This window comes from Streptomyces sp. NPDC051180 (assembly GCF_040689545.1).
Classification (GTDB): Bacteria; Actinomycetota; Actinomycetes; order Streptomycetales; family Streptomycetaceae; genus Streptomyces.
In genome coordinates, this window is sequence record NZ_JBFBBC010000001.1 from 238,378 (window position 1) to 256,451 (window position 18,074).

The 18,074-nt window shown below is 75.1% G+C and carries 18 protein-coding genes; 5 read left to right on the top strand and 13 right to left on the bottom strand.

What is annotated here, in order from left to right; genetic code table 11:
- Position 1: 1 nt before the first annotated feature.
- Entirely contained in the window at positions 2 to 763 is a 762-nt protein-coding gene (locus AB0424_RS01150; RefSeq protein ID WP_366301846.1) for a maleylpyruvate isomerase family mycothiol-dependent enzyme, read from the bottom strand.
- A 99-nt stretch (positions 764 to 862) separates the two neighbouring features.
- Complete coding sequence (locus AB0424_RS01155) at positions 863 to 2,095, bottom strand: MFS transporter (protein WP_366301204.1); 1,233 nt, start codon at positions 2,093 to 2,095, stop codon at positions 863 to 865.
- Between the two features lie 125 nt (positions 2,096 to 2,220).
- Here AB0424_RS01155 and AB0424_RS01160 point away from each other — a divergent pair, with 125 nt between their 5' ends.
- The gene (locus tag AB0424_RS01160) at positions 2,221 to 3,447 is read left to right on the top strand and encodes an ROK family protein (RefSeq protein ID WP_366301205.1); all 1,227 of its coding nucleotides are present in this window, start codon (positions 2,221 to 2,223) and stop codon (positions 3,445 to 3,447) included.
- A 230-nt stretch (positions 3,448 to 3,677) separates the two neighbouring features.
- On the opposite strand, the gene AB0424_RS01165 is transcribed toward AB0424_RS01160, so the two are convergent.
- Entirely contained in the window at positions 3,678 to 4,151 is a 474-nt protein-coding gene (locus AB0424_RS01165) for an SRPBCC family protein (protein WP_366301206.1), read from the bottom strand.
- Positions 4,152 to 4,255: 104 nt separating this feature from the next.
- Here AB0424_RS01165 and AB0424_RS01170 point away from each other — a divergent pair, with 104 nt between their 5' ends.
- Positions 4,256 to 5,026: a methyltransferase gene (locus AB0424_RS01170; protein ID WP_366301207.1), complete on the top strand. Its 771-nt coding sequence runs from the start codon at positions 4,256 to 4,258 to the stop codon at positions 5,024 to 5,026.
- Between the two features lie 177 nt (positions 5,027 to 5,203).
- On the opposite strand, the gene AB0424_RS01175 is transcribed toward AB0424_RS01170, so the two are convergent.
- Positions 5,204 to 5,788 (bottom strand): DUF4865 family protein, encoded by a 585-nt coding sequence (locus AB0424_RS01175; RefSeq protein ID WP_366301209.1) that lies wholly within the window; start codon positions 5,786 to 5,788, stop codon positions 5,204 to 5,206.
- Positions 5,789 to 5,926: 138 nt separating this feature from the next.
- Entirely contained in the window at positions 5,927 to 6,502 is a 576-nt protein-coding gene (locus AB0424_RS01180; RefSeq protein WP_366301211.1) for a TetR/AcrR family transcriptional regulator, read from the bottom strand.
- Between the two features lie 171 nt (positions 6,503 to 6,673).
- Between AB0424_RS01180 and AB0424_RS01185 the strand changes: the two genes are divergently transcribed.
- Positions 6,674 to 6,961 (top strand): SHOCT domain-containing protein, encoded by a 288-nt coding sequence (locus AB0424_RS01185; protein WP_366301212.1) that lies wholly within the window; start codon positions 6,674 to 6,676, stop codon positions 6,959 to 6,961.
- Between the two features lie 58 nt (positions 6,962 to 7,019).
- Here AB0424_RS01185 and AB0424_RS01190 read toward each other — a convergent pair whose 3' ends face one another.
- Complete coding sequence (locus AB0424_RS01190) at positions 7,020 to 7,628, bottom strand: ATP-binding protein (protein ID WP_366301213.1); 609 nt, start codon at positions 7,626 to 7,628, stop codon at positions 7,020 to 7,022.
- Between the two features lie 186 nt (positions 7,629 to 7,814).
- Positions 7,815 to 8,135, bottom strand: coding sequence for a hypothetical protein (locus tag AB0424_RS01195; protein ID WP_366301214.1), 321 nt, complete (start codon positions 8,133 to 8,135; stop codon positions 7,815 to 7,817).
- A gap of 175 nt (positions 8,136 to 8,310) precedes the next feature.
- Between AB0424_RS01195 and AB0424_RS01200 the strand changes: the two genes are divergently transcribed.
- Positions 8,311 to 9,498: a PLP-dependent cysteine synthase family protein gene (locus AB0424_RS01200; protein ID WP_366301215.1), complete on the top strand. Its 1,188-nt coding sequence runs from the start codon at positions 8,311 to 8,313 to the stop codon at positions 9,496 to 9,498.
- Here AB0424_RS01200 and AB0424_RS01205 read toward each other — a convergent pair.
- From AB0424_RS01205 to AB0424_RS01215, 3 genes are all read right to left on the bottom strand, one after another.
- Positions 9,458 to 9,958, bottom strand: coding sequence for an SRPBCC family protein (locus AB0424_RS01205; protein ID WP_366301216.1), 501 nt, complete (start codon positions 9,956 to 9,958; stop codon positions 9,458 to 9,460). The two genes, AB0424_RS01200 and AB0424_RS01205, sit on opposite strands and share 41 nt — an antisense overlap.
- 88 nt (positions 9,959 to 10,046) lie before the next feature.
- Positions 10,047 to 10,484 (bottom strand): SRPBCC family protein, encoded by a 438-nt coding sequence (locus AB0424_RS01210; RefSeq protein WP_366301218.1) that lies wholly within the window; start codon positions 10,482 to 10,484, stop codon positions 10,047 to 10,049.
- Positions 10,481 to 11,308, bottom strand: coding sequence for a DeoR/GlpR family DNA-binding transcription regulator (locus AB0424_RS01215; protein ID WP_366301220.1), 828 nt, complete (start codon positions 11,306 to 11,308; stop codon positions 10,481 to 10,483). The genes AB0424_RS01210 and AB0424_RS01215 overlap by 4 nt, the downstream gene beginning before the upstream one ends.
- 134 nt (positions 11,309 to 11,442) lie before the next feature.
- Between AB0424_RS01215 and AB0424_RS01220 the strand changes: the two genes are divergently transcribed.
- Positions 11,443 to 13,869: a hypothetical protein gene (locus AB0424_RS01220; RefSeq protein ID WP_366301221.1), complete on the top strand. Its 2,427-nt coding sequence runs from the start codon at positions 11,443 to 11,445 to the stop codon at positions 13,867 to 13,869.
- On the opposite strand, the gene AB0424_RS01225 is transcribed toward AB0424_RS01220, so the two are convergent.
- The 3 genes from AB0424_RS01225 to AB0424_RS01235 form a co-directional block, all read right to left on the bottom strand.
- Positions 13,839 to 16,250, bottom strand: a complete 2,412-nt coding sequence (locus tag AB0424_RS01225) for a right-handed parallel beta-helix repeat-containing protein (protein ID WP_366301222.1) — start codon at positions 16,248 to 16,250, stop codon at positions 13,839 to 13,841. The two genes, AB0424_RS01220 and AB0424_RS01225, sit on opposite strands and share 31 nt — an antisense overlap.
- A gap of 196 nt (positions 16,251 to 16,446) precedes the next feature.
- Complete coding sequence (locus AB0424_RS01230) at positions 16,447 to 17,055, bottom strand: hypothetical protein (RefSeq protein WP_366301223.1); 609 nt, start codon at positions 17,053 to 17,055, stop codon at positions 16,447 to 16,449.
- A gap of 191 nt (positions 17,056 to 17,246) precedes the next feature.
- Positions 17,247 to 18,071 carry an MOSC N-terminal beta barrel domain-containing protein gene (locus tag AB0424_RS01235; protein WP_366301225.1) on the bottom strand — a complete coding sequence of 275 codons (825 nt, stop codon included), beginning with the start codon at positions 18,069 to 18,071 and terminating at the stop codon, positions 17,247 to 17,249.
- Between the last annotated feature and the right edge of the window lie 3 nt (positions 18,072 to 18,074).

The following is an 18,074-nucleotide window of genomic DNA, read 5'->3' on the forward strand; positions in this document are numbered from 1 at the left end:
GTCAGGCGATCGCCGAGGTCTCCCGCCACAGGCGGGCGAGGTCCGCGTCGCCTGTCACCGTCACGGCGTCGAGGGGGAGGCGGTTCCACAGCGTCAGGTAGAGGCGTTCGGCGGTGCCGCTGATCTCGGTGTCGACGGCGGGACTCGGGTCCGCCGCCGTGCCGGGGAACGCCCGCTCCGTGCGGGGCGGTTCCGTCGCCGACAGACGGAGGGTCCAGGCGTCGGCGGTGTCCGTGGCGCGGATGCGGAGGGTACGGGGTGCGGGGGTGCGCACCTTGCTGCGGTCGCCGGCGTGGAAGCCGCGGAGGAGTTCGTCGATGCCGTCGGCGGCGAGGGCGGCGGGCACCGGTCCGGGGCCCGCCGGGAGCGCGGACTCGGCGTCGGCGCGGTGGACCGTCGTCTCGTGGGCCTGGCGCCGTGCCCAGAAGGCGAGGGGGGAGGGCGCGGGGAGGAAGGTCCAGCACTCCAGGGTGTCGGGAGCGGCGCGGAGGGCGGCGACGAGGAGGTCGTGCCCCTCGCGGAAGTGGGCGAGCAGCTCGTCGCCGTCGAGGTCCGGTTCGCCCTCGCCCGGCTGGTACGAGGTCCGCCGCTCGACCACGAGGGCGGTGGCCCAGCGGTGCACCATGGTCGTGTGGCGCAGGAGGTCACGGACGCGCCAGCCGGGGCAGGTCGGCACCTCGGCGTCGGGGCCGGCCTGGGCGGCGGCGTCCGCGAGGGCACGGCCCGCGGCTTCCAGCGCGTCGATGTGTTCCGTGCTCGTCAGGGAGTACTGCTCGGTGGTCGCGTCCATGGGGGGATTCTGGCAGGCCCCGGTCCCTCGCCGACGGGCCGGCGCCGACGAGGGGTGGTGCCGCCGGCCTGGTCAACTCGTCGGGTGGGTTCCCGCGTTGCGTGCCCAGTAGCCCATCGCCGCGGCGCCGGCGGCGAGCACGGCGACGGTGGTGAGCGCCACCGGCAGGGAGAACCAGTCGGCGAGGAAGCCGATGGAGGGCGGGCCGAGGAGCATGCCGCCGTAGCCGAGGGTGGAGGCCGTGGCGACGCCGCCGGGTCCGGCGAGGGCACCGGCGCGGGCCACGGCGACCGGGAAGATGTTGGCGAGGCCGAGTCCGGTGATCGCGAAGCCGAGGAGCGTGGCCCAGACGGTCGGCGCGAGCGCGCCGAGGAGCATGCCGGCGGCGGCGGTCGCGCCACCGGCGACCAGGGTGCGGGTCTGGCCGAGGCGTTCGAGCAGCGCGGTGCCCGAGAGCCGGCCAGCGGTCATGGTCAGCGCGAAGACGGAGTACCCGGCGGCCGCCACGCCGGGGTGCGCCCGGAGGTCCTGTTCCAGATGGAGGGCGCCCCAGTCGGCGAGCGCCCCTTCGCCGTACGCCGTGCAGAGCGCGATCACGCCGAAGACGACGACGGCGCGGCGGGACGCACGCGTGCGCGTGCCGGTCGAGCCGGGACCGGAGGCCGCCGCGAGGGTCTCGGGCAGGGTGGGCGCGGGGTGGCGGAGGAGGACGGGTCCGGCGGCGGCGGTCAGGGCCAGGCCGACGGCCGTGAGGCCGAGGAGGTGCGCGGTGGGGGAGAGGCCGCCGGCGAGCAGCCCGCCGATGCCGGCGCCGAGCATGCCGCCGAGGCTGAACGCGGCGTGGAAGCTCGGCATCACCGGGCGCCGGAGCGCGGTGACCAGGTCGACGGCCGCGCTGTTCATGGCGACGTTGATCCCGCCGTACGCGGCGCCGAAGACCAGCAGGACGAGACCGAGCGCGAGGGGCGACCGGGTGAGTGCCGGCAGGGCGACCGAGAGGGAGAGGAGGACGGCGGTGGCGACGGTGACCGGGTGGGAGCCGTAGCGGCGGCAGAGCCGGCCGGTCAGCGTCATGGTGATCACGGCGCCCGCCGAGACGCCGAGCAGCGCGAGGCCGAGGTCGCCGGCCGAGGCGCCGGTCTGCTGCTTGACGGCGGGGATGCGGACCACCCAGCCGGCGAACAGGAAGCCGTCGAGGGCGAAGAAGAGGGTCAGGGCGGAGCGGAGGCGGGTCAGGGAGTGGGTGGCGGTGTCTCCGCCGGAGTCCCCCGATACGGCCGTCCGTACTTTGTTTAGTAGCGGCACAAACTCAGGATAGGGGGCGGCGGCCCGAGGAATCAACCGGGCCGTCGGCCGCGGCGGGCCGGACCGCCCGCCCCGCCGCCGGGGTACGGGCCGCGGGGTGGTCCGATCATGGGAGACTCGCCCCCATGAACGGCAAGGCGACGACGACCCGGACACGGCTGGACAGGGGGCGCAACGCGCTCGGCCCCGCACTGGAGCTGGTGCACACCGGCAGGGCTCCCACCCGGGCCGTCCTCACCGCCGAACTCGGGGTCACCCGCGCCACCGCCGGCGCCGTCGCCGCCGAGCTGGAGGCCCTCGGCCTCATCCGCGTCGACTCCAACCCGGGTGCCGCCGCCGGTTCCCAGGGGCGGCCCTCGCACCGGCTCGCGGTCGACGAGAAGGGCCCCGTGGCCCTCGCGGCCCAGGTGCACGCGGACGGCTTCCGCGCCGCCCTCGTCGGCCTCGGCGGCACCATCGTGGCCACCGCCCCCGGCTGCGTCACGGTCTCCGCCGACCCCGCCCAGGTCCTCGGCGCCGTCGTCGACGCCGGAGCCGCCCTGCTCCGCGAGAGCGGCCGCCGCTGCGTCGGAGCCGGCCTCGCCGCCCCGTCCGCCGTCGCCGAACCGGAGGGCACCGCGCTCAACCCGCTCCACCTGGCCTGGCCCGCCGGTGCGCCGGTGCGCGAGATCTTCGCCGAGCGGGTACGGGCCGCCGGCATCGAGGGCCCGGCCTTCACCGGCAACGACGTGAACCTCGCCGCCCTCGCCGAGCACCGCCACGGCGCCGGACGCGGCGCCCGCGACCTCCTCTGCGTGGCCACCGGCCACCGGGGCGTCGGCGGCGCGCTCGTCCTCGACGGCCGTCTGCACACCGGCAGCGCCGGCCTCGCCCTGGAGGTCGGCCACCTCACGGTCAACCCGGAGGGCCGGCCCTGCCACTGCGGCAGCCGCGGCTGCCTCGACGTCGAGACCGATCCGCTCGCCTTCCTCACCGTCGCCGGACGCGCCCCGGGGCCCGAGGTGTCGCTGCTCCAGCAGGCCCGCGACCTGCTGCGGACGAACCGCGACGACCCGGGCGTCCGCGTCGCCGTCGGGGAGCTCATCGACCGCCTCGGCCTGGGGCTCGCCGGCCTGGTCAACATCCTCAACCCCGACCGGATCATCCTCGGCGGCCTGCACCGCGAGCTCCTCGACGCCGACCCCGAGCGCCTGCGCGCGGTCGTCGCCGACCGCAGCCTCTGGGGCCGCAGCGGGGGCGTCCCGATCCTGCCCTGCACCCTCGACCACAACAGCCTCGTCGGAGCGGCCGAACTCGCCTGGCAGCCGGTCCTCGACGACCCTTTGGCAGCGCTGGGACGCGAGACCGTCTGAGGAGTGGGCCCACGCCTCCCAAGGCGTCCGCATACGTCGCCAGGGCGCTCTCAGGGCGCGCCACAAGGTGCTCCCCGGGCGTCTTCCGAGCGCCCGGTCCGGCCCGCGGGACCCCTCGCCCTGGCGATCGCCGCAGCCGACCGGTCCTCAGCCCGGCGCCGACCCGGCGGGGCCGGCGCCGCGCTCGCGGATCCGCGCAGGACCCGTCGTCACCCCCGCGGTCCCTGCCGTCACCCCCGCGGTTCCCGCCGTTCCTCCGCCAGCGCGGCGAGCCGGTCCAGGGCCATGCGCGTGCCGGTGTCGTTGTCGGCCGGGGCGACGGCGTCGGGGATCCCCTCGTGGACGAGGCGGACCTCGGTGCCGCCCCCAACCGGGATCAGGGTCGTCGTGAGGGTCATCGCGCCGTGCAGCCGTGGGTCCGGGGACTCGAACTCGATGATCTCGACGACCCGTTCGTCCGGCACCAGCTCCACGAAGCGGCCGTGGTACGTGTCGGTGCGGGCTCCCGACTTCCCGGTGCCGTCCTCCGCGTCGTAGTGCAGCGAGACCCGGAACTCGCCTCCTTCACGCACGTCGAAGGAGTGCACCTCGCAGGTCATTCCGTCCGGCACCCGCCATCGCTCGACCGCGTCGCGGTCGAGCAGCGACCGGTAGACGGCCGACGGCGGGGCGTCGATGTGGCGGGCCGCGCGTGTGGTGTACACGCCTCCAGGCTAGTCCGCGAGGGGCGGTGGGCGCGCGGGCCGGTCGTCCGGCCCGGCCGGAAAGCGGTTGGCGGGTGCGCCCGTACGACGTACCGTTCCGCCTCATGATCACTACCGATTCCGACCTTCCGCCGCGCCTCGGCAGCCTCACCTTCCACGGTCCGCTCTCCGAGGAGCGCGCCACCCGCATGATCGAGCGGCTCGCCGCCGCCGGACCCGCCGACGTGCTCGACATCGGCTGCGGCTGGGGCGAACTGCTGCTGCGCGTCCTGGAAGCCGCGCCGGCCGCCAAGGGCGCCGGACTCGACATCAACGCCGAGGACCTGGCCCGCGGCCGCGTCCTCGCCGAGGAGCGCGGCCTGGCGGACCGCGTGGTCTTCGTCGAGGAGTCGGCGCTCGGCACGGACCGCGGCCCGGTCGACGCGGTGCTCTGTCTGGGGTCGAGCCAGGCGCTGTGCGACCCGGAGCTGTCGCACGACCCCGCCGCCGCGCTGCGCGAGCTGCGCCGGCTCGTGAGGCCGGGCGGGCGGGTCGTGCTCGGCGAGGGCTTCTGGGAGCACACCCCCACCGAGGCGGAGCTCGCCGGGATGTGGCCGGGTGCCCGGACCGACGACCACGTCACCCTCGGCGCGCTCGTCGACCTGGCCATCGAGGCCGGCTTCCGGCCCGCGTGGATCGAGACGGCGTCCGCCGTGGAATGGGAGGAGTTCGAGTCCGGCTACCGGTACGACACCGAGCTCTGGCTGGCCGCCCACCCCGACCACCCGCTCGCCGCCGAGACCCGCGAGCGGGTGGACCGGCAGCGTGCGTCCTGGCTGAACGGCTACCGGGGCGTCCTCGGCATCGCCTACCTCACCCTCGTCGCCGTGGCCTGAGGCCCTGTCCGACGGGCCGCGGATCGGCTCCGCGGCATCCGTCGGCCGTACGGGACCCGGTTCCGTACGGCGTCCGGTTTCGTACGCCGTACGGCTCCGTACGCCGTCCGGCCCCGTACTCCGTCCCGCACGGTCCCTTCGTCGCGGCCGCTCAGGATCCGGTCGCCGGCGGTCGGCTCACCACGACCGCCCGGCTCCCAGCCTCGCCCGCTCGGGCGTCGAGAGGTGCAGCACCCGGAAGCGCTCGCCCTCGTCGGCGGGCGCTTCCGCGTCGGCCCACAGGGTGAACGAGAGCAGCTCCCAGTGGTGCGGATCGACGGCGAGGACGGAGGCGACGACGCCGTCCCGCCGGGCCTCCCGCGCGTGCCCGGCCACCGCGTGCGCCACCGCCTCGCCCGGCGGGACGGCCTCCCCGAGCGGGGTCCGGCGGCGCGTGGCGGTGCCCGGGGCCGACGCGGAGGCCGGGCCCTCCTCGTACGACAGGCCGGCCCAGTGCCGCACCGCGGGCCGGCCGAAGTCGTTCACGATCCCCTGGAAGCCCGGGCCCCAGAGGAAGGCGTTCATGCCCTCGGGCGCGGTCCACAGGTAGAACGGCGCGTACTGGTTGACCGGCGATCCGTCCTCGCGCTCCCTGACCAGGTATGCCTTCAGGCCGAGCCCGGGGAAGGAGTCCAGCAGGTGCCCGCGGGTCGCGACGCGCTCGCGGATGATCTCCATGTCGTAGTCGGCGGGCAGGGTGATCTCGTACTGCATCGCGTGCACGGGTCGGACTCCGCTTCTCGGGAAGGTACGGCGTGAGGTACGGCCGGGGCGCGGCGGCTGCCACGGCCCGGGGCGTGTTCGGAGGCCGGCCCGGAGTGCCGGTGCCGGTCGCCCGCGGGACGTGACGCCGTGCGGTGCTCAGGCCGGGTCGGTGCGGGGGGCGAGGAGGGCGAGCAGGCCGCGTACGGCGCTGTCGAAGGACGCCGGGGAGCCGCCGGCCCGGGCGAGGACGTAGCCGCCCTGCACGGTGGCCACCACCGTCGCCGCGATCTCCCCGGGGTCGAGGTGCCCGGGGAACTCGCCCCGGTCCACGCCCTCCTGGACGACCTCGGCGAGCCGGCCGCGCAGCCGGTCGAGGGCCTCCTCGACCGGGGCGCGCAGCTCCGGGTGCGCGACGACCTCGGGGTCCATCGTCAGACGCCCCACCGGGCAGCCGCGCAGGACGTCGCGCTCGCGGAGCAGATAGCCCTCGACGCGCGCGTAGGCCGATCCCTCGGCGCCGAGGACGGTCTCGGCGCCGGCGACCAGTTCCTCGGCGGTGCGCCGGATGGCGGCGAGGGCCAGGTCGGGCTTGCCGGCGAAGTGGTGGTACATGCTGCCCTGGCCGACGCCGGCCGCCTGCTGGACGGCCTTGGGGCTGGTTCCCACGTAGCCGCGCTCCCAGAGGAGTGCGCGGGTGGCCTGGATCAGCCGTTCCGAGGTGCTCGTACTCATGAACCGCACTGTACATACCAGTAGGTACAGCCGGAAGGGGCCGCGAGGGCCGTGCGTCTACTCCCGCCGTCGTACGCGGGGAGCCGCCGGGTGGACGACGCCCCGGACCCCCTCGGCGCGGGAGTCTCGAAGCACGGACATCACGACCGCGCACCGAGGAGCTGAATCGTCATGAACACACTCGCCTACGCGGGCCCCGGCCCGTGGATCCTCTTCGTCCCCCTCGTGTGGGCCGCCGTCATCGCCACGGTGGTCACGCTGGCCCGTCGCGCCGGTTGGCGCCCGGGCCGGCCCGGGCGGCGGGACGTCGACGGAGGGCCGGACGAGCGCTCGCCCCTCGCCCTGCTCGGCCACCGCTTCGCCGCGGGGGAGATCGACGAGGACGAGTACTGGCGCCGTCTGACGGTCCTGGAGGAGCAGTTCGGCCGCTCCGTGCGCGGCAAGGGGCGCCGCACCTGACCGGCGGCCGCACGGCGGCGCCGGGGGAGGGCCCGGACCTTCGGCGTCGTCCCGGCCGTCAGCCGGGCCGGCCGACCAGGACCGAGCGGGCCGTGAGCGGGCTCAGGACCGGGTCGATCGGGGTGCTCAGGGGAGCGCCGACGGGGAAGCGGCCGTAGCCCGCGAGGGGGCCGTCGGTCAGGACGCCGTACGCCGCCTGCGCGCACGCGTCGACCGGGTCGGCGGGCGGCGGGGCCGAAAGGGTGAACCAGACGACCTTCCCGTCGGCGCCGCACGGACGGACGCCCCAACTCTCGCTGACGGCGCCGACGATGGCGAGGCCGCGGCCGGAGGTCGCGAGCCGCTCGTAGGCGTCGAGGGCGTCCAGGGCGTCGGTGGGGTCGTACGCCTCCAGGGCGGCGGCCCGCGGTATGCGGGGGTCGTGGTCCCGGACGGAGACCGTCAGCCGGTCGAGCAGCAGCTCGATCTCGACGGTGCACCGCTTGTCCGGCTGGGCGTGCCGGTGGACGTTGCTGAGAAGCTCGGTGACACCGAGCGCGGCATGGTCGATCAAGGCGTCGAGATGCCAGTGGCGCAAATGTGCGGAGACGATTCTGCGGACCTGTCCGATCCGCGACGGCAGGGCCTGGAGCTCCACCGCGTAGTACCTGCTCGGCTCGCTGATCACGGCTGCGACTCCCCGAAGTAGTCCGGAAGAAGACGAAGATTCCGCTTTCTCATGCGGTACAGCAGAGCGGTGACCGGAACACAACGTCACCGCCGATGACGCTTGGTGAGACTGTTCCAGAGTGAGCCAGCCGTGATGGGCCCGCAACTCGCGGCGACTCGGGCCAGGTCAGGAGGTGTACGCCGGTCAGCGCCGGCCGGCCGCCCGCTTCAGCGCCGCCAGGAACCGCCCCGACTCCGCCGACTCCTCGCCGACCCCGTCGTCGCCGTCCCGGTGCAGCGTCAGCCGGTACCGGGTGCCGTTCACGGTCGCGACCGCCTCGTCGGACTTCGCGAACCAGGGCCGCCCCGCCCGGACCGCGCCCACCGGGGCGCTGTCGATCTCGCTGCCGTAACTGGTGAGCAGGGCGAGCCGGCCGTCCTCGATCCGGACCTCTCCCGCGCGCGTCAGTGAACGGGGCCAGCGTGCGATCCGCACGCCCCGCGCCGTGAACTCCGGTTCCGCCATGTGGATCCGCCCCTTTCACCCGGTTGCCGTCTCCAGTGTGCCGGGCCCTCCGCGACCGCACCAGGGGCCCGTCCGCAAGTCATCCCTATGGATCCCCAAAGGGAACGTTTGCCCAGGTGAGAGGGGTATCGTCGACAGCCGGGAAGCGAGTGGAAGCGACCGAGGAGAGGCACGGATGAGCACCACGGAGAACGGCGTGGCGACGGGGGCGCGGGCGGCCACGGGGGCACCGGCGACGCCGGGGACTCCCGGGGCGGAGACCGCCGCGGTGACCCAGGACGTCGACCGCAGCGACCCGGCGTACCGGACCTGGCTCAAGGAGGCCGTCCGCAAGGTCCAGGCCGACGCCAACCGCTCCGCCGACACCCACCTGCTGCGCTTCCCGCTGCCCGAGAAGTGGGGCATCGACCTGTACCTGAAGGACGAGTCCACGCACCCCACCGGCAGCCTCAAGCACCGGCTCGCGCGCTCCCTGTTCCTCTACGGCCTCTGCAACGGCTGGATCCGGCCGGGCAAGCCGGTCATCGAGGCGTCCAGCGGCTCGACCGCCGTCTCCGAGGCGTACTTCGCGAAGCTCATCGGCGTCCCCTTCATCGCCGTCATGCCCCGCACGACGAGCCCGGAGAAGTGCCGGCTCATCGAGTTCCACGGCGGGCAGTGCCACTTCGTCGACGACTCGCGCACCATGTACGAGGAGTCCGCCGCGCTCGCCGAGCGCACCGGCGGCCACTACATGGACCAGTTCACCTACGCGGAGCGGGCCACCGACTGGCGCGGCAACAACAACATCGCCGAGTCGATGTACCAGCAGCTCGGACTGGAGCGCTACCCGGAGCCCGCCTGGATCGTGGCCACCGCCGGAACCGGCGGCACGTCGGCGACGATCGCCCGCTACGTCCACTACATGCAGCACGACACCCGGATCTGCGTCGCCGACCCCGAGAACTCCTGTTTCTTCGACGGCTGGACGCGCCACGACCCGCAGGCCACCGCGGACTGCGGCTCCCGCATCGAGGGCATCGGCCGGCCCCGGATGGAACCGAGCTTCGTGCCCGGCGCCATCGACCGCATGATGAAGGTCCCCGACGCGGCGAGCATCGCCGCCGTCCGCGCCCTGGAGGGCGCCATCGGCCGCAAGGCGGGCGGCTCCACGGGCACCGGCCTGTGGAGCGCCCTGAAGATCGTGGCCGAGATGGTCGCCGAGGAGCGCACCGGCAGCGTCGTCACCCTCATCTGCGACGGCGGCGAGCGCTACCTCGACAAGTACTACTCCGACGACTGGCTGGCCGCCCAGGGGCTCGACATCGCCCCCTACACCACGGCTATCGAACGCTTCCTGTCGACGGGGGTCTGGCCGGAATGAGCCGCCGGTCGAGCCGGCGGGCCGCGTCCCGGAAGGACAGCCCGACGGCCGGCCCGGCCGCGCGCAGCGCCACCCGGAGCGCGGCCGGGCCGTCGAGGGCCATCGTCCAGCGCAGCCGGGTGCCCTTGCCGGCGGGGGAGAGGGCCCACTCCTCCGCCATGGCCGTCACCCCGGGGGCGTTCGTCTCGTCGATCCGGTAGGCGTAGCGGACGTCGGGCTCGGAGGCGAGGATCGTCTCCTCGAAGGCGATCCCGCCGCGCAGACGGACCGTCCGGCCCGCGCCGTCGCCGGTGGGGACGGCGGAGGTGACGGCGGTGAACCAGGCTGGCATGCTCCCCACCTCCAGGGCCACCGACCGGTAGACGGCCGGGGGCGGGGCGGCGAGGTTCGCCGTGAAGACCAGGCGGACGGGCGCGGACGCGGTGAAGTCGAGCTCCACCGGCCTCAGTCGGCGTGCCATGGACCGGACCTCCCCAGGACGGAAAACGGAAGAGCACCCTAACTGACAGCATGTCAGCATCAAAGGGGGCGGCCGTGTGGCGGACGCCTCAGGCCGTCCGCAGCAGGGCGTCCAGGGCCCGGCCGAACAACACCCGCCCGGCCCCGCCCAGTACCGGATCGAAGAACCGAGGCACGCCCCGCACCGCCAGCTCCTCCGTCCACACCACCCGGGACCCGGTCGGCGCCTCGGCGACCTCGACCAGCGCCCAGCCGAGCACGACCCGGCCGGACTTCGCCAGCCGGCACGCCCCCGGAACGCCCGGGGCCGGCGGCTCCCAGCGGACGACCTCCATCGGGTCGTCGAAGGACAGCCGGCCCAGGCCCGTCCGGGCGGTGAACCGCGTCCCGACCCTGTTCGGCCCCGGCGTCAGCACCCTCGTCCGGGTCAGCGGCACCTGGCGGCCGTGCGCCGGCCAGTCCGTCAGCCGGCGCCACACCTCCTCGGGCGCGAGGGCCACCGTCCGCTCGATCCGGAACAGGCTCACGCCGGTTCCTCGCCCGCCACCACGACGCCCGCCAGATGCTCCGCCACCTCGGCGCGCACCTCGTCGGGCAGGCCGCGGTCCGTCACCCAGGTGTCGACCTCGCCGAGGTCGCCGAACGAACTCAGCCCCACCGTGCCCCACTTGGTGTGGTCGGCTACGACCACCACCCGACGCGCCGAACGCATCAGACAGCGGTTCGTCTCCGCCTCCGCCAGGTTCGGCGTCGACAGACCGGCCTCCACCGACACCCCGTGCACCCCCAGGAACAGCAGGTCGAAGTGGAGCGAGCGGATCGCCCGGTCCGCCACCGGACCCACCAGCGCGTCGGACGGCGTCCGGACCCCACCCGTCAGGACGACCGTCGCCGCGCCCCGTCGCGCCTCGCCCCCGCCGCCCGTCGCCTGCGCCTCGTGGAACACGTCCGCGACCCGCACGGAGTTCGTCACGACCGTCAGATCCGGCACGTCCAGCAGATGCCGGGCCAGCGCGAAGGTCGTCGTACCCCCGGACAGGGCGATCGCCGTCCCCGGGGCGACCAGGGCGGCGGCCGCCCGCGCGATCTCGTCCTTGGCACTCGGTTCGAGCACCGACTTGGCCTCGAACCCGGGCTCGTGGGTGCTCGCCTCGGCCACCGGCACGGCCCCGCCGTGCACCTTCGCCACCATGCCCTGACGCGCCAGCGCGTCCAGGTCGCGCCGGATCGTCATGTCCGAGACGTTCAGGCGACGGGTCAGCTCGTTGACCCGGACACCGCCGCGCCGCCGGACCTCGTCGAGGATCAGGGCGCGCCGCTGCTCCGCGAGGAGGTTCTGGTTGTCAGTCACCGCCGGGGCCGGTCCTTCCGCAGGAGACAAGGGGATGGGTGTCGGATTCGGTGAGGGACGCTGCGCGAACGCACGGCGGTCCGCGATCCTGGTGCCGACGTCGCATCTTCCCACTCCGAGAGGAAGTCGCCTCAGTGTCCCCTGCCACACCCGCCCCGGAGAGCGGGGGCGCGGCGCTCGAACTCCTCGTCCACGGAGTCGGCGGAGCCACCCCCCAGGACATGCTCGACGACCCCAGGACCGTACGCATCACCGGCGACCGGACCGCGGCGATGTACCGGCGCGGCGAGGACGTCGACGCCGAGGAGCACCCCGAGCGGTACGCCGCCCGCCCGGTCCCGGAGGCGTACTGCTGGTCCAACCTCACCTCCGGCGACGGCGCCCGCGCGCTGTGGCTGCTCCTCCTGCCCTTCATGGTCGCCAACCTGGCGCACTGGATGCGCCCGCCCGCCCGGAACCGGCCCGGGGCCGTCCGGCTCTACGGCGTCCTCGTCCGCCTCGTCGCCCTCACCCTCACCGTCCTCCTCACCGCCGCGGCCTGCGAGGTCGCGCTCGACCTGACGGCCTGGCAGTGCGCCGGCACCGCCGCCTGCGCCGACGCCTACTCCTGGCTCGGCTTCCTCGACGCCGGACGGGGCGGCTGGTGGTCCCTGCCGGGCCGCCGCCTGGTCCTCGCCGCGCTGGTGCCCGTCGCCCTCGTCGGCCTCCTCTGGTACCTCTCCAGCCGGACCTGGAGCGCCTACGAGGCCCAGCGGCCCCCCGCCGGCTACGACGCCCCCGTCACGGAGCCGCGGGCCGACACCGAGACCGCCGACAGCGGAAGCGACGGCGGCGCCGCCGAACCGCGGCCCGCCCTCGGCCGCCCCGGCTTCTGGTACGGGCGCCGGCTCGTCGCCCGGCTCCGGGCCGCCCACACCGCCGCCGGCTTCCTCACGGTCGCCGCGGCCCTCGCCTCGGCCACCGCCCGCCACGACGCCGTCCGGCCGGGAGCGCTCACGGCCCTCGGCTGGACCCTGCGGGCCGCCCTCGCCGTCCTCTGCCTCCTCGTCGTCTGGGTCGTCTGCCGCCGCGGCCGCAGCGAGAGCCGGCTCGACCTGCGCGTCGAACACGCCGTCGTCTCCTGGCTGCCCGCCGCCTCCCTCGCGGTGCTCGCGCTCATCGCCCTCCACACCGGCTGGGCCCGCCCCGGCTGGAGCTCCGCCGGAACCCTCCCCGGCGACGCCGTCTTCGGCGCCCTCACCCTCGCCCAGGGCGGCCTGGTCGTCGCCCTCGGCGTCGTCGCCCTCCTCCTCCAGCGGCCCCGCCGGGACCCGCGGACCGCGCTGCGCGGACTCGGCGGCCCCGCGGTCGCCATGCTCGCCTGCGCCCTCGCCGGCGTCATGTCCGGCGGAGTGGCCCAACGCGTCGCCGACTGGCTCGACGGCCCCGCCACCCCCGGCATGGGCGACGGACCCCGGATCGGCCCGCCCGTGCTGCTCAGCTGGCAGGCGTCCGTCATCCCCGTCCTGCTCCTGCTGCTGCTCGCGCCCGCCGCCCTCCTCGCCGTACGGACCCTGCTCACCGCCCGGCGGCTGAGGCCGCGGGTGGAGGCCGACTACGGCGCCGCCCGCGCCGACGAGCGCGATCCGGTCCGCACCGGCCGGATCGCGTCCGGCCGGGCGCGGGCCGCGCTCACCGACTCCGCCCCGGTCCTCGTCGGCGTCGTCTCCGGCGCCACCCTGCTCCTCGGCGCGGCCTCCGTCGCCGGGGCATGGGCCAGCGGGAACGTACCCGGGCGGGCCTTCGACGGGGCCCATCCCGCGATCGCCTCCCTCGCCTCCGTGACGCAGGCCCTCGGCTCCTGGATGATCGGCTTCGGCTTCCTGCTCTTCGTCACCTGGGGACGGCGGGCCTACCGGGACGCCTCCGCCCGGCGCACCATCGGCATCCTCTGGGACGTCGGCACCTTCTGGCCCCGCGCCGCCCACCCCTTCGCGCCGCCCTGCTACGCCGAACGGGCCGTGCCCGACCTCACCTGGCGGATGAGCTCCTGGACCCGGGCCACCGGCGGGCGGCTCGTCATCTCCGGCCACTCGCAGGGCAGCGTCCTCGCCGCGGCCGCCGTCTGGCAGCTGCCGCCCGCCACCCGCGGCCGGGTCGCGCTCCTCACCTACGGTTCGCCCCTGGAACGGCTCTACGGGCGCTGGTTCCCGGCCTACTTCGGCCCCGAGGCGCTGCGCGCCCTGCACCGCACGGTCGACTGCTGGACCAACCTGTACCGCGCCACGGACCCCATCGGCGGACCCGTCCGGGTGCCCGCCGAGGACGGCCGGCCCGCCGTCGACGCGGAGGTGATGCTGGACCCGGTCGCCTACGGCCGGACCCGCCGCCACCCGCTGCCGGAACCGATCCTGGGCCACTCCGACTACCAGGCCGACCCGGCGTTCGCCCTGCGCCGCTCGGCCCTCCTGGACCGGCTGCTGCCCGCGATGCCGCGCCAGCGCGACCCGAACGGACCCCCCGGCCCCGCCGATCCGAACGAACCCTCGGATCAGGGGAGCTCGGGAAGGTCCTCCGGGTAGAGCAGCGTCAGGTCGTCCGTGCTCGCCTCGGCGAGCGCGGCGACCCGGCCCGCGTGCCGCTCCACCATCGACTCGAACGTCTGCCGTGCCGTACGGCCGTTGCCGAAGGCCGGTCCCTTGGGCAGCTTCGCGAAGTAGGCGAGCAGCGCCTCGTCCGCGCCCTCGGCGAGCCGGTACTCGTGCTCGTCGGCCTGCTGGCCCACGATCCGCAGCAGTTCGTCCGGCTCGTAGTCGCCGAAGGTGATGGTCCGTGAGAAACGCGACGCCACACCGGGGTTCACCGTGAGGAAGCGCTCCATCTCCGCCGTGTACCCGGCCACGATCACCACCACCGCGTCCCGGTGGTCCTCCATCAGCTTCACCAGGGTGTCGATCGCCTCGCGGCCGAAGTCCCGCCCCGAGTCCTCGGGCGACAGCGCGTACGCCTCGTCGACGAACAGCACCCCGCCCCGCGCCCGGTCGAACGCCTCCTGCGTCCGAATCGCGGTCGAGCCGATGTGCTCGCCGACCAGGTCCACCCGGGACACCTCCACCAGGTGACCGCGCTCCAGCACCCCGAGGGACGCCAGGATCTCCCCGTACAGCCGCGCCACGGTGGTCTTGCCCGTGCCCGGGTTGCCGGTGAAGACCAGATGGCGGCGGACCGAGGCCGCCTTGAGCCCCGCCTCCTGGCGTCTGCGTCCCACCTCGATCATGTTGGTGAGGGTCCGCACCTCCAGCTTGACGCTCTCCAGACCCACCAGGGCGTCCAGCTCCCCGAGCACGTCCTGCGACGAACGCGACGAGGGCGCGGGCTCGAACGCCGCCGGCGCCGCGGCCGGCGGCTGCACGCGCGGCACCGGCACCGTCCCCAGCAGCCCGGCCGACTGCGTGGCCGTCAGGACCGTGCCGCCGTCGGGCACGGACGATCGGACCGCGCTCTCGTCGCTGGTGCAGTCCTCCGCGCTCGCGCCCTCCTCGGGGAACTCGTACCCGCCGCGCGCGCACCGCTCGGTGCGGCACTTGCGCAGCGTGGTCCGGCAGCCGTCGGTCACATGGAAGCCGTAACCGCCGCTGCCCGTCACCCGACAGCCGTGGAAGGAGCCGCGGCCCTCGGCCGACACGTAGAAGCCGGCCTCGGCGGGGGAGGTGACCGTGCACCGGTCGATCGTGGGGTCGGCGCCCTTGGTGACGATGACCCCGGTCTGCACCGAGTCGATCGTGCACCCGCCCAGGGTGCCGCCGCTGCCGTGGTCCCGGAACCAGGCGCCGGTGGACGCCTCCCGGATCCGGCAGTCGTCGAGCTGGGCCGTCGCCCCGTCGCTCACCGACACCGCCGTGTTCCGCACCTGCGTCAGATCGCTGTCGACGACGTCGACGCGCGAGCCCCGGTCGAGGACGAACAGCGCGTCCGGCACGTCGTGCACCCGGCAGGCGTCGAGGACGGCGGTCGCCCCGTCGCTCACCCACACCGCCGGGTAGTCACCCGTACTGTCGTGGATCTCGCACTGGTTGGCGTCCACCCGCGTCCCCGGGTCCCACACCGACAGCCCGTTCCGGCCGAAGCGGCGGACGGTCGACCGGGTCAGCGTCAGCACCGAGCGGGACCGCAGGTCCACCGCGTTCTCCGGGACGTCGTGGATGTCGCAGTCCGACAGCGTCAGCACCGCGTCCGTGTCGAGCGTGATCCCGTCGCCCGACGTGCGGTGCACCGAGGAGTCGCTCAGGTGGGCGGTGGCACGGGACGCGATCTGGAGACCCGCGCCCTTGATCTCGTACACCTCGCAGCCGACGGCCTCCAGGCCGCTGCCCTCGCCGGTCACCGCGATCCCGGCGCCGGAGGCGTGGTGCACCCGGCACCGCTCCAGCCGCGGATGGGCCCCGCCGCGCACCGAGACGCCCGCCTGACCGGCCGAGACGACCTCGCACTCCTCGAAGACCCCGCCCGCTCCGTCGAGCACGGCGATGCCGACGCCGGCCGGGTTGTCGATCGTGCAGCGGCGGACCGTCGGACGGGCGGCGCCCCGCACCTCGATCCCGGCCGCGGAGCGCGTCATGATCCGAAGGTCGAGCAGTTCGGGCGTGCCGTCCTCGACCAGCAGTGCGGGCGCGGCCACGTCCTGCCCCTCGATGTGCAGGTCCTGCACGGTGACGGAGGCCCGCAGCGTCAGCGGCACCCCGTCCGGGGGCGCGATCCGCACGGATCCGACCCCGCCCTCGGGGCCGCGCAGGGTCACGGCGCGCCGGACCACGAGGTTCTCCCGGTAGGTGCCGGGCGCGACCGTGAGGACGTCCCCGTCGCCGGCGGCCTCCAGCGCGGCGGCGAGGGAGGGGTACTCACCCGTGCGGCGCCGCCACCGCGATGTGCCGGTGTGCGTCACCTGGACCGTGCCCTGTGCCATGGGTGTGTCCTGCCCCCGCCTCATGCCTCGCCGCTGATCCGATGTCCCACCGTAGCGCGCGCGGCGGTGCGGGGATGACGGGTCGCCGGGCCGGTCCGAGGTGGTCGGGCACGGTCGGCAGTGGTCCGGGACGGTCGCGCTCGGTCGGGCCGCACGCCACCCCCGAACGACACCGCCCGCCGCGGTGCCCGGCGCGTCAGCTGCCGGTGCCCGTGCGACCCCAGTCGGGGCCCGTCGCGGCCCAGGCGCGGTCGAGACGCGCGTACCGGGCGAGGAGGAGGCGGCGCACGGCGAGGCGGCGGACGGTCTCCACCATGAGCGCGGTGAGCAGCGCGGCCATCAGCCCGGCGATCACCGCGTGCGTGCGGGCCGTGCCGGCCGGCAGGGGAGGCGTCACCTGCCGCCCGCTCCGGTCCGTCCACAGCGGGAACGTGTCGCCGGGCGCGGACGTGCGGCGGGCCGCCGTCACCGTGCCCGTGACGACCGAGCCGTCCGGGGCCGTCCAGCGGGCCACCACCGAGCGGCGCAGCCGGTCCTCCCCGGTGGAGTCGGCGGTCCGGGGGCCGGCCGCGGGACCGTCGGCGGGCCGTACGACCCGCGCCGTCGTCCGCGTCCGCTGCTCGGCCTGCGTCCGCACGGCCCGCTGGAGCGAGCCGTCGGCGGAGGAACCGGCGGCCCAGCCCGTCAGCGGCACCACGACGCAGAGCAGCGCGGCGGCCGCGAAGGCGATCCACGCCTCGGCGAGGTCCGTGGTCCGGCGCAGGGGGTTGTGCCGCCAGCGCCAGACTCCCATGGCTGCGCGCACGTAGGTACCCCCTCGTTGTCCGCCGTTGCTCCAACGAGTGTGCCCCGGGGGACGGTTCCCCGCCCGTCGGGCCGGTCGGGTGCGGGGCCGTCACCGGCCCGCGGAGCGCCGGTTCGAGGCGGGGCCGAGTCGGGTACGAGCGCGCCGCGGCGTCGCCCCGAGGGGGACGCGGCGGCGGTGTGCCGGAAGGCTCAGTCGAGGATCTTCACGGCGTCGCCGACCCGGACCGTGCCGGTGTGCTCGGGGACGAGGTTCTGGCCGAAGATGACCCGGCCGTCGTGCCTGCGGTGCCGGGCGAGGGAACGCAGCGGCTCCTTGCCCCGCTCGGCGGTGAGCTGGTTCGTCGTCGTCACCACGCAGCGACCGCAGGGCCTGGCGACGCGGAAGGTGACCTCGCCGACCGCGAGCCTGGTCCAGCCGTCCTCCGCCCAGGGCGCGGTCCCCTCGACGACCAGGTTGGGCCGGAACCTGTTCATGGGCAGCGGGCCCTCGTCCGCGTGGTCGCCCTGGGCGATCAGGGAGTTCAGCGCGTCGAGCGAGGAGGTGGCGGCGACGAGCAGGGGGTACCCGTCGGCGAAGCTGACCGTCTCGCCGGGGAGCGCGTACTCCGGGTCGACCGGGCGCCGGTGCTCGGGCGCGTCCATGTGCACGAGCGTCGCCTCGGATCCGAGGTACGCAGAGAGCCACGCGGCGGCGGTTTCGCCGGCCGGCACCGCCTCCACGAACTTGTCGAAGATCTCCACCGTGACCGTGGTCGAGGGGTGCGGGACCTCGACCGTCAGCGGAGGGTGTCCGGGAGCGGACAGCGTGACCGCCCCGTCCGGCAGCAGCTCTGCGGTGGCCAGCGCCATCCGGGGGTGACGGCGCTGGGTCACGACCTTCCCGCCGGCGTCGACGACCGCCCAGCGGCGGTCTCCGGCCAGGCCCCAGGGCTGCACCTCGGCCTCCATGGGCGCCAGCGCGCGCATGGCCTTCACCGGGTGGACGTGGACGGAGCGGAGAACAGGAGTGGGCATACC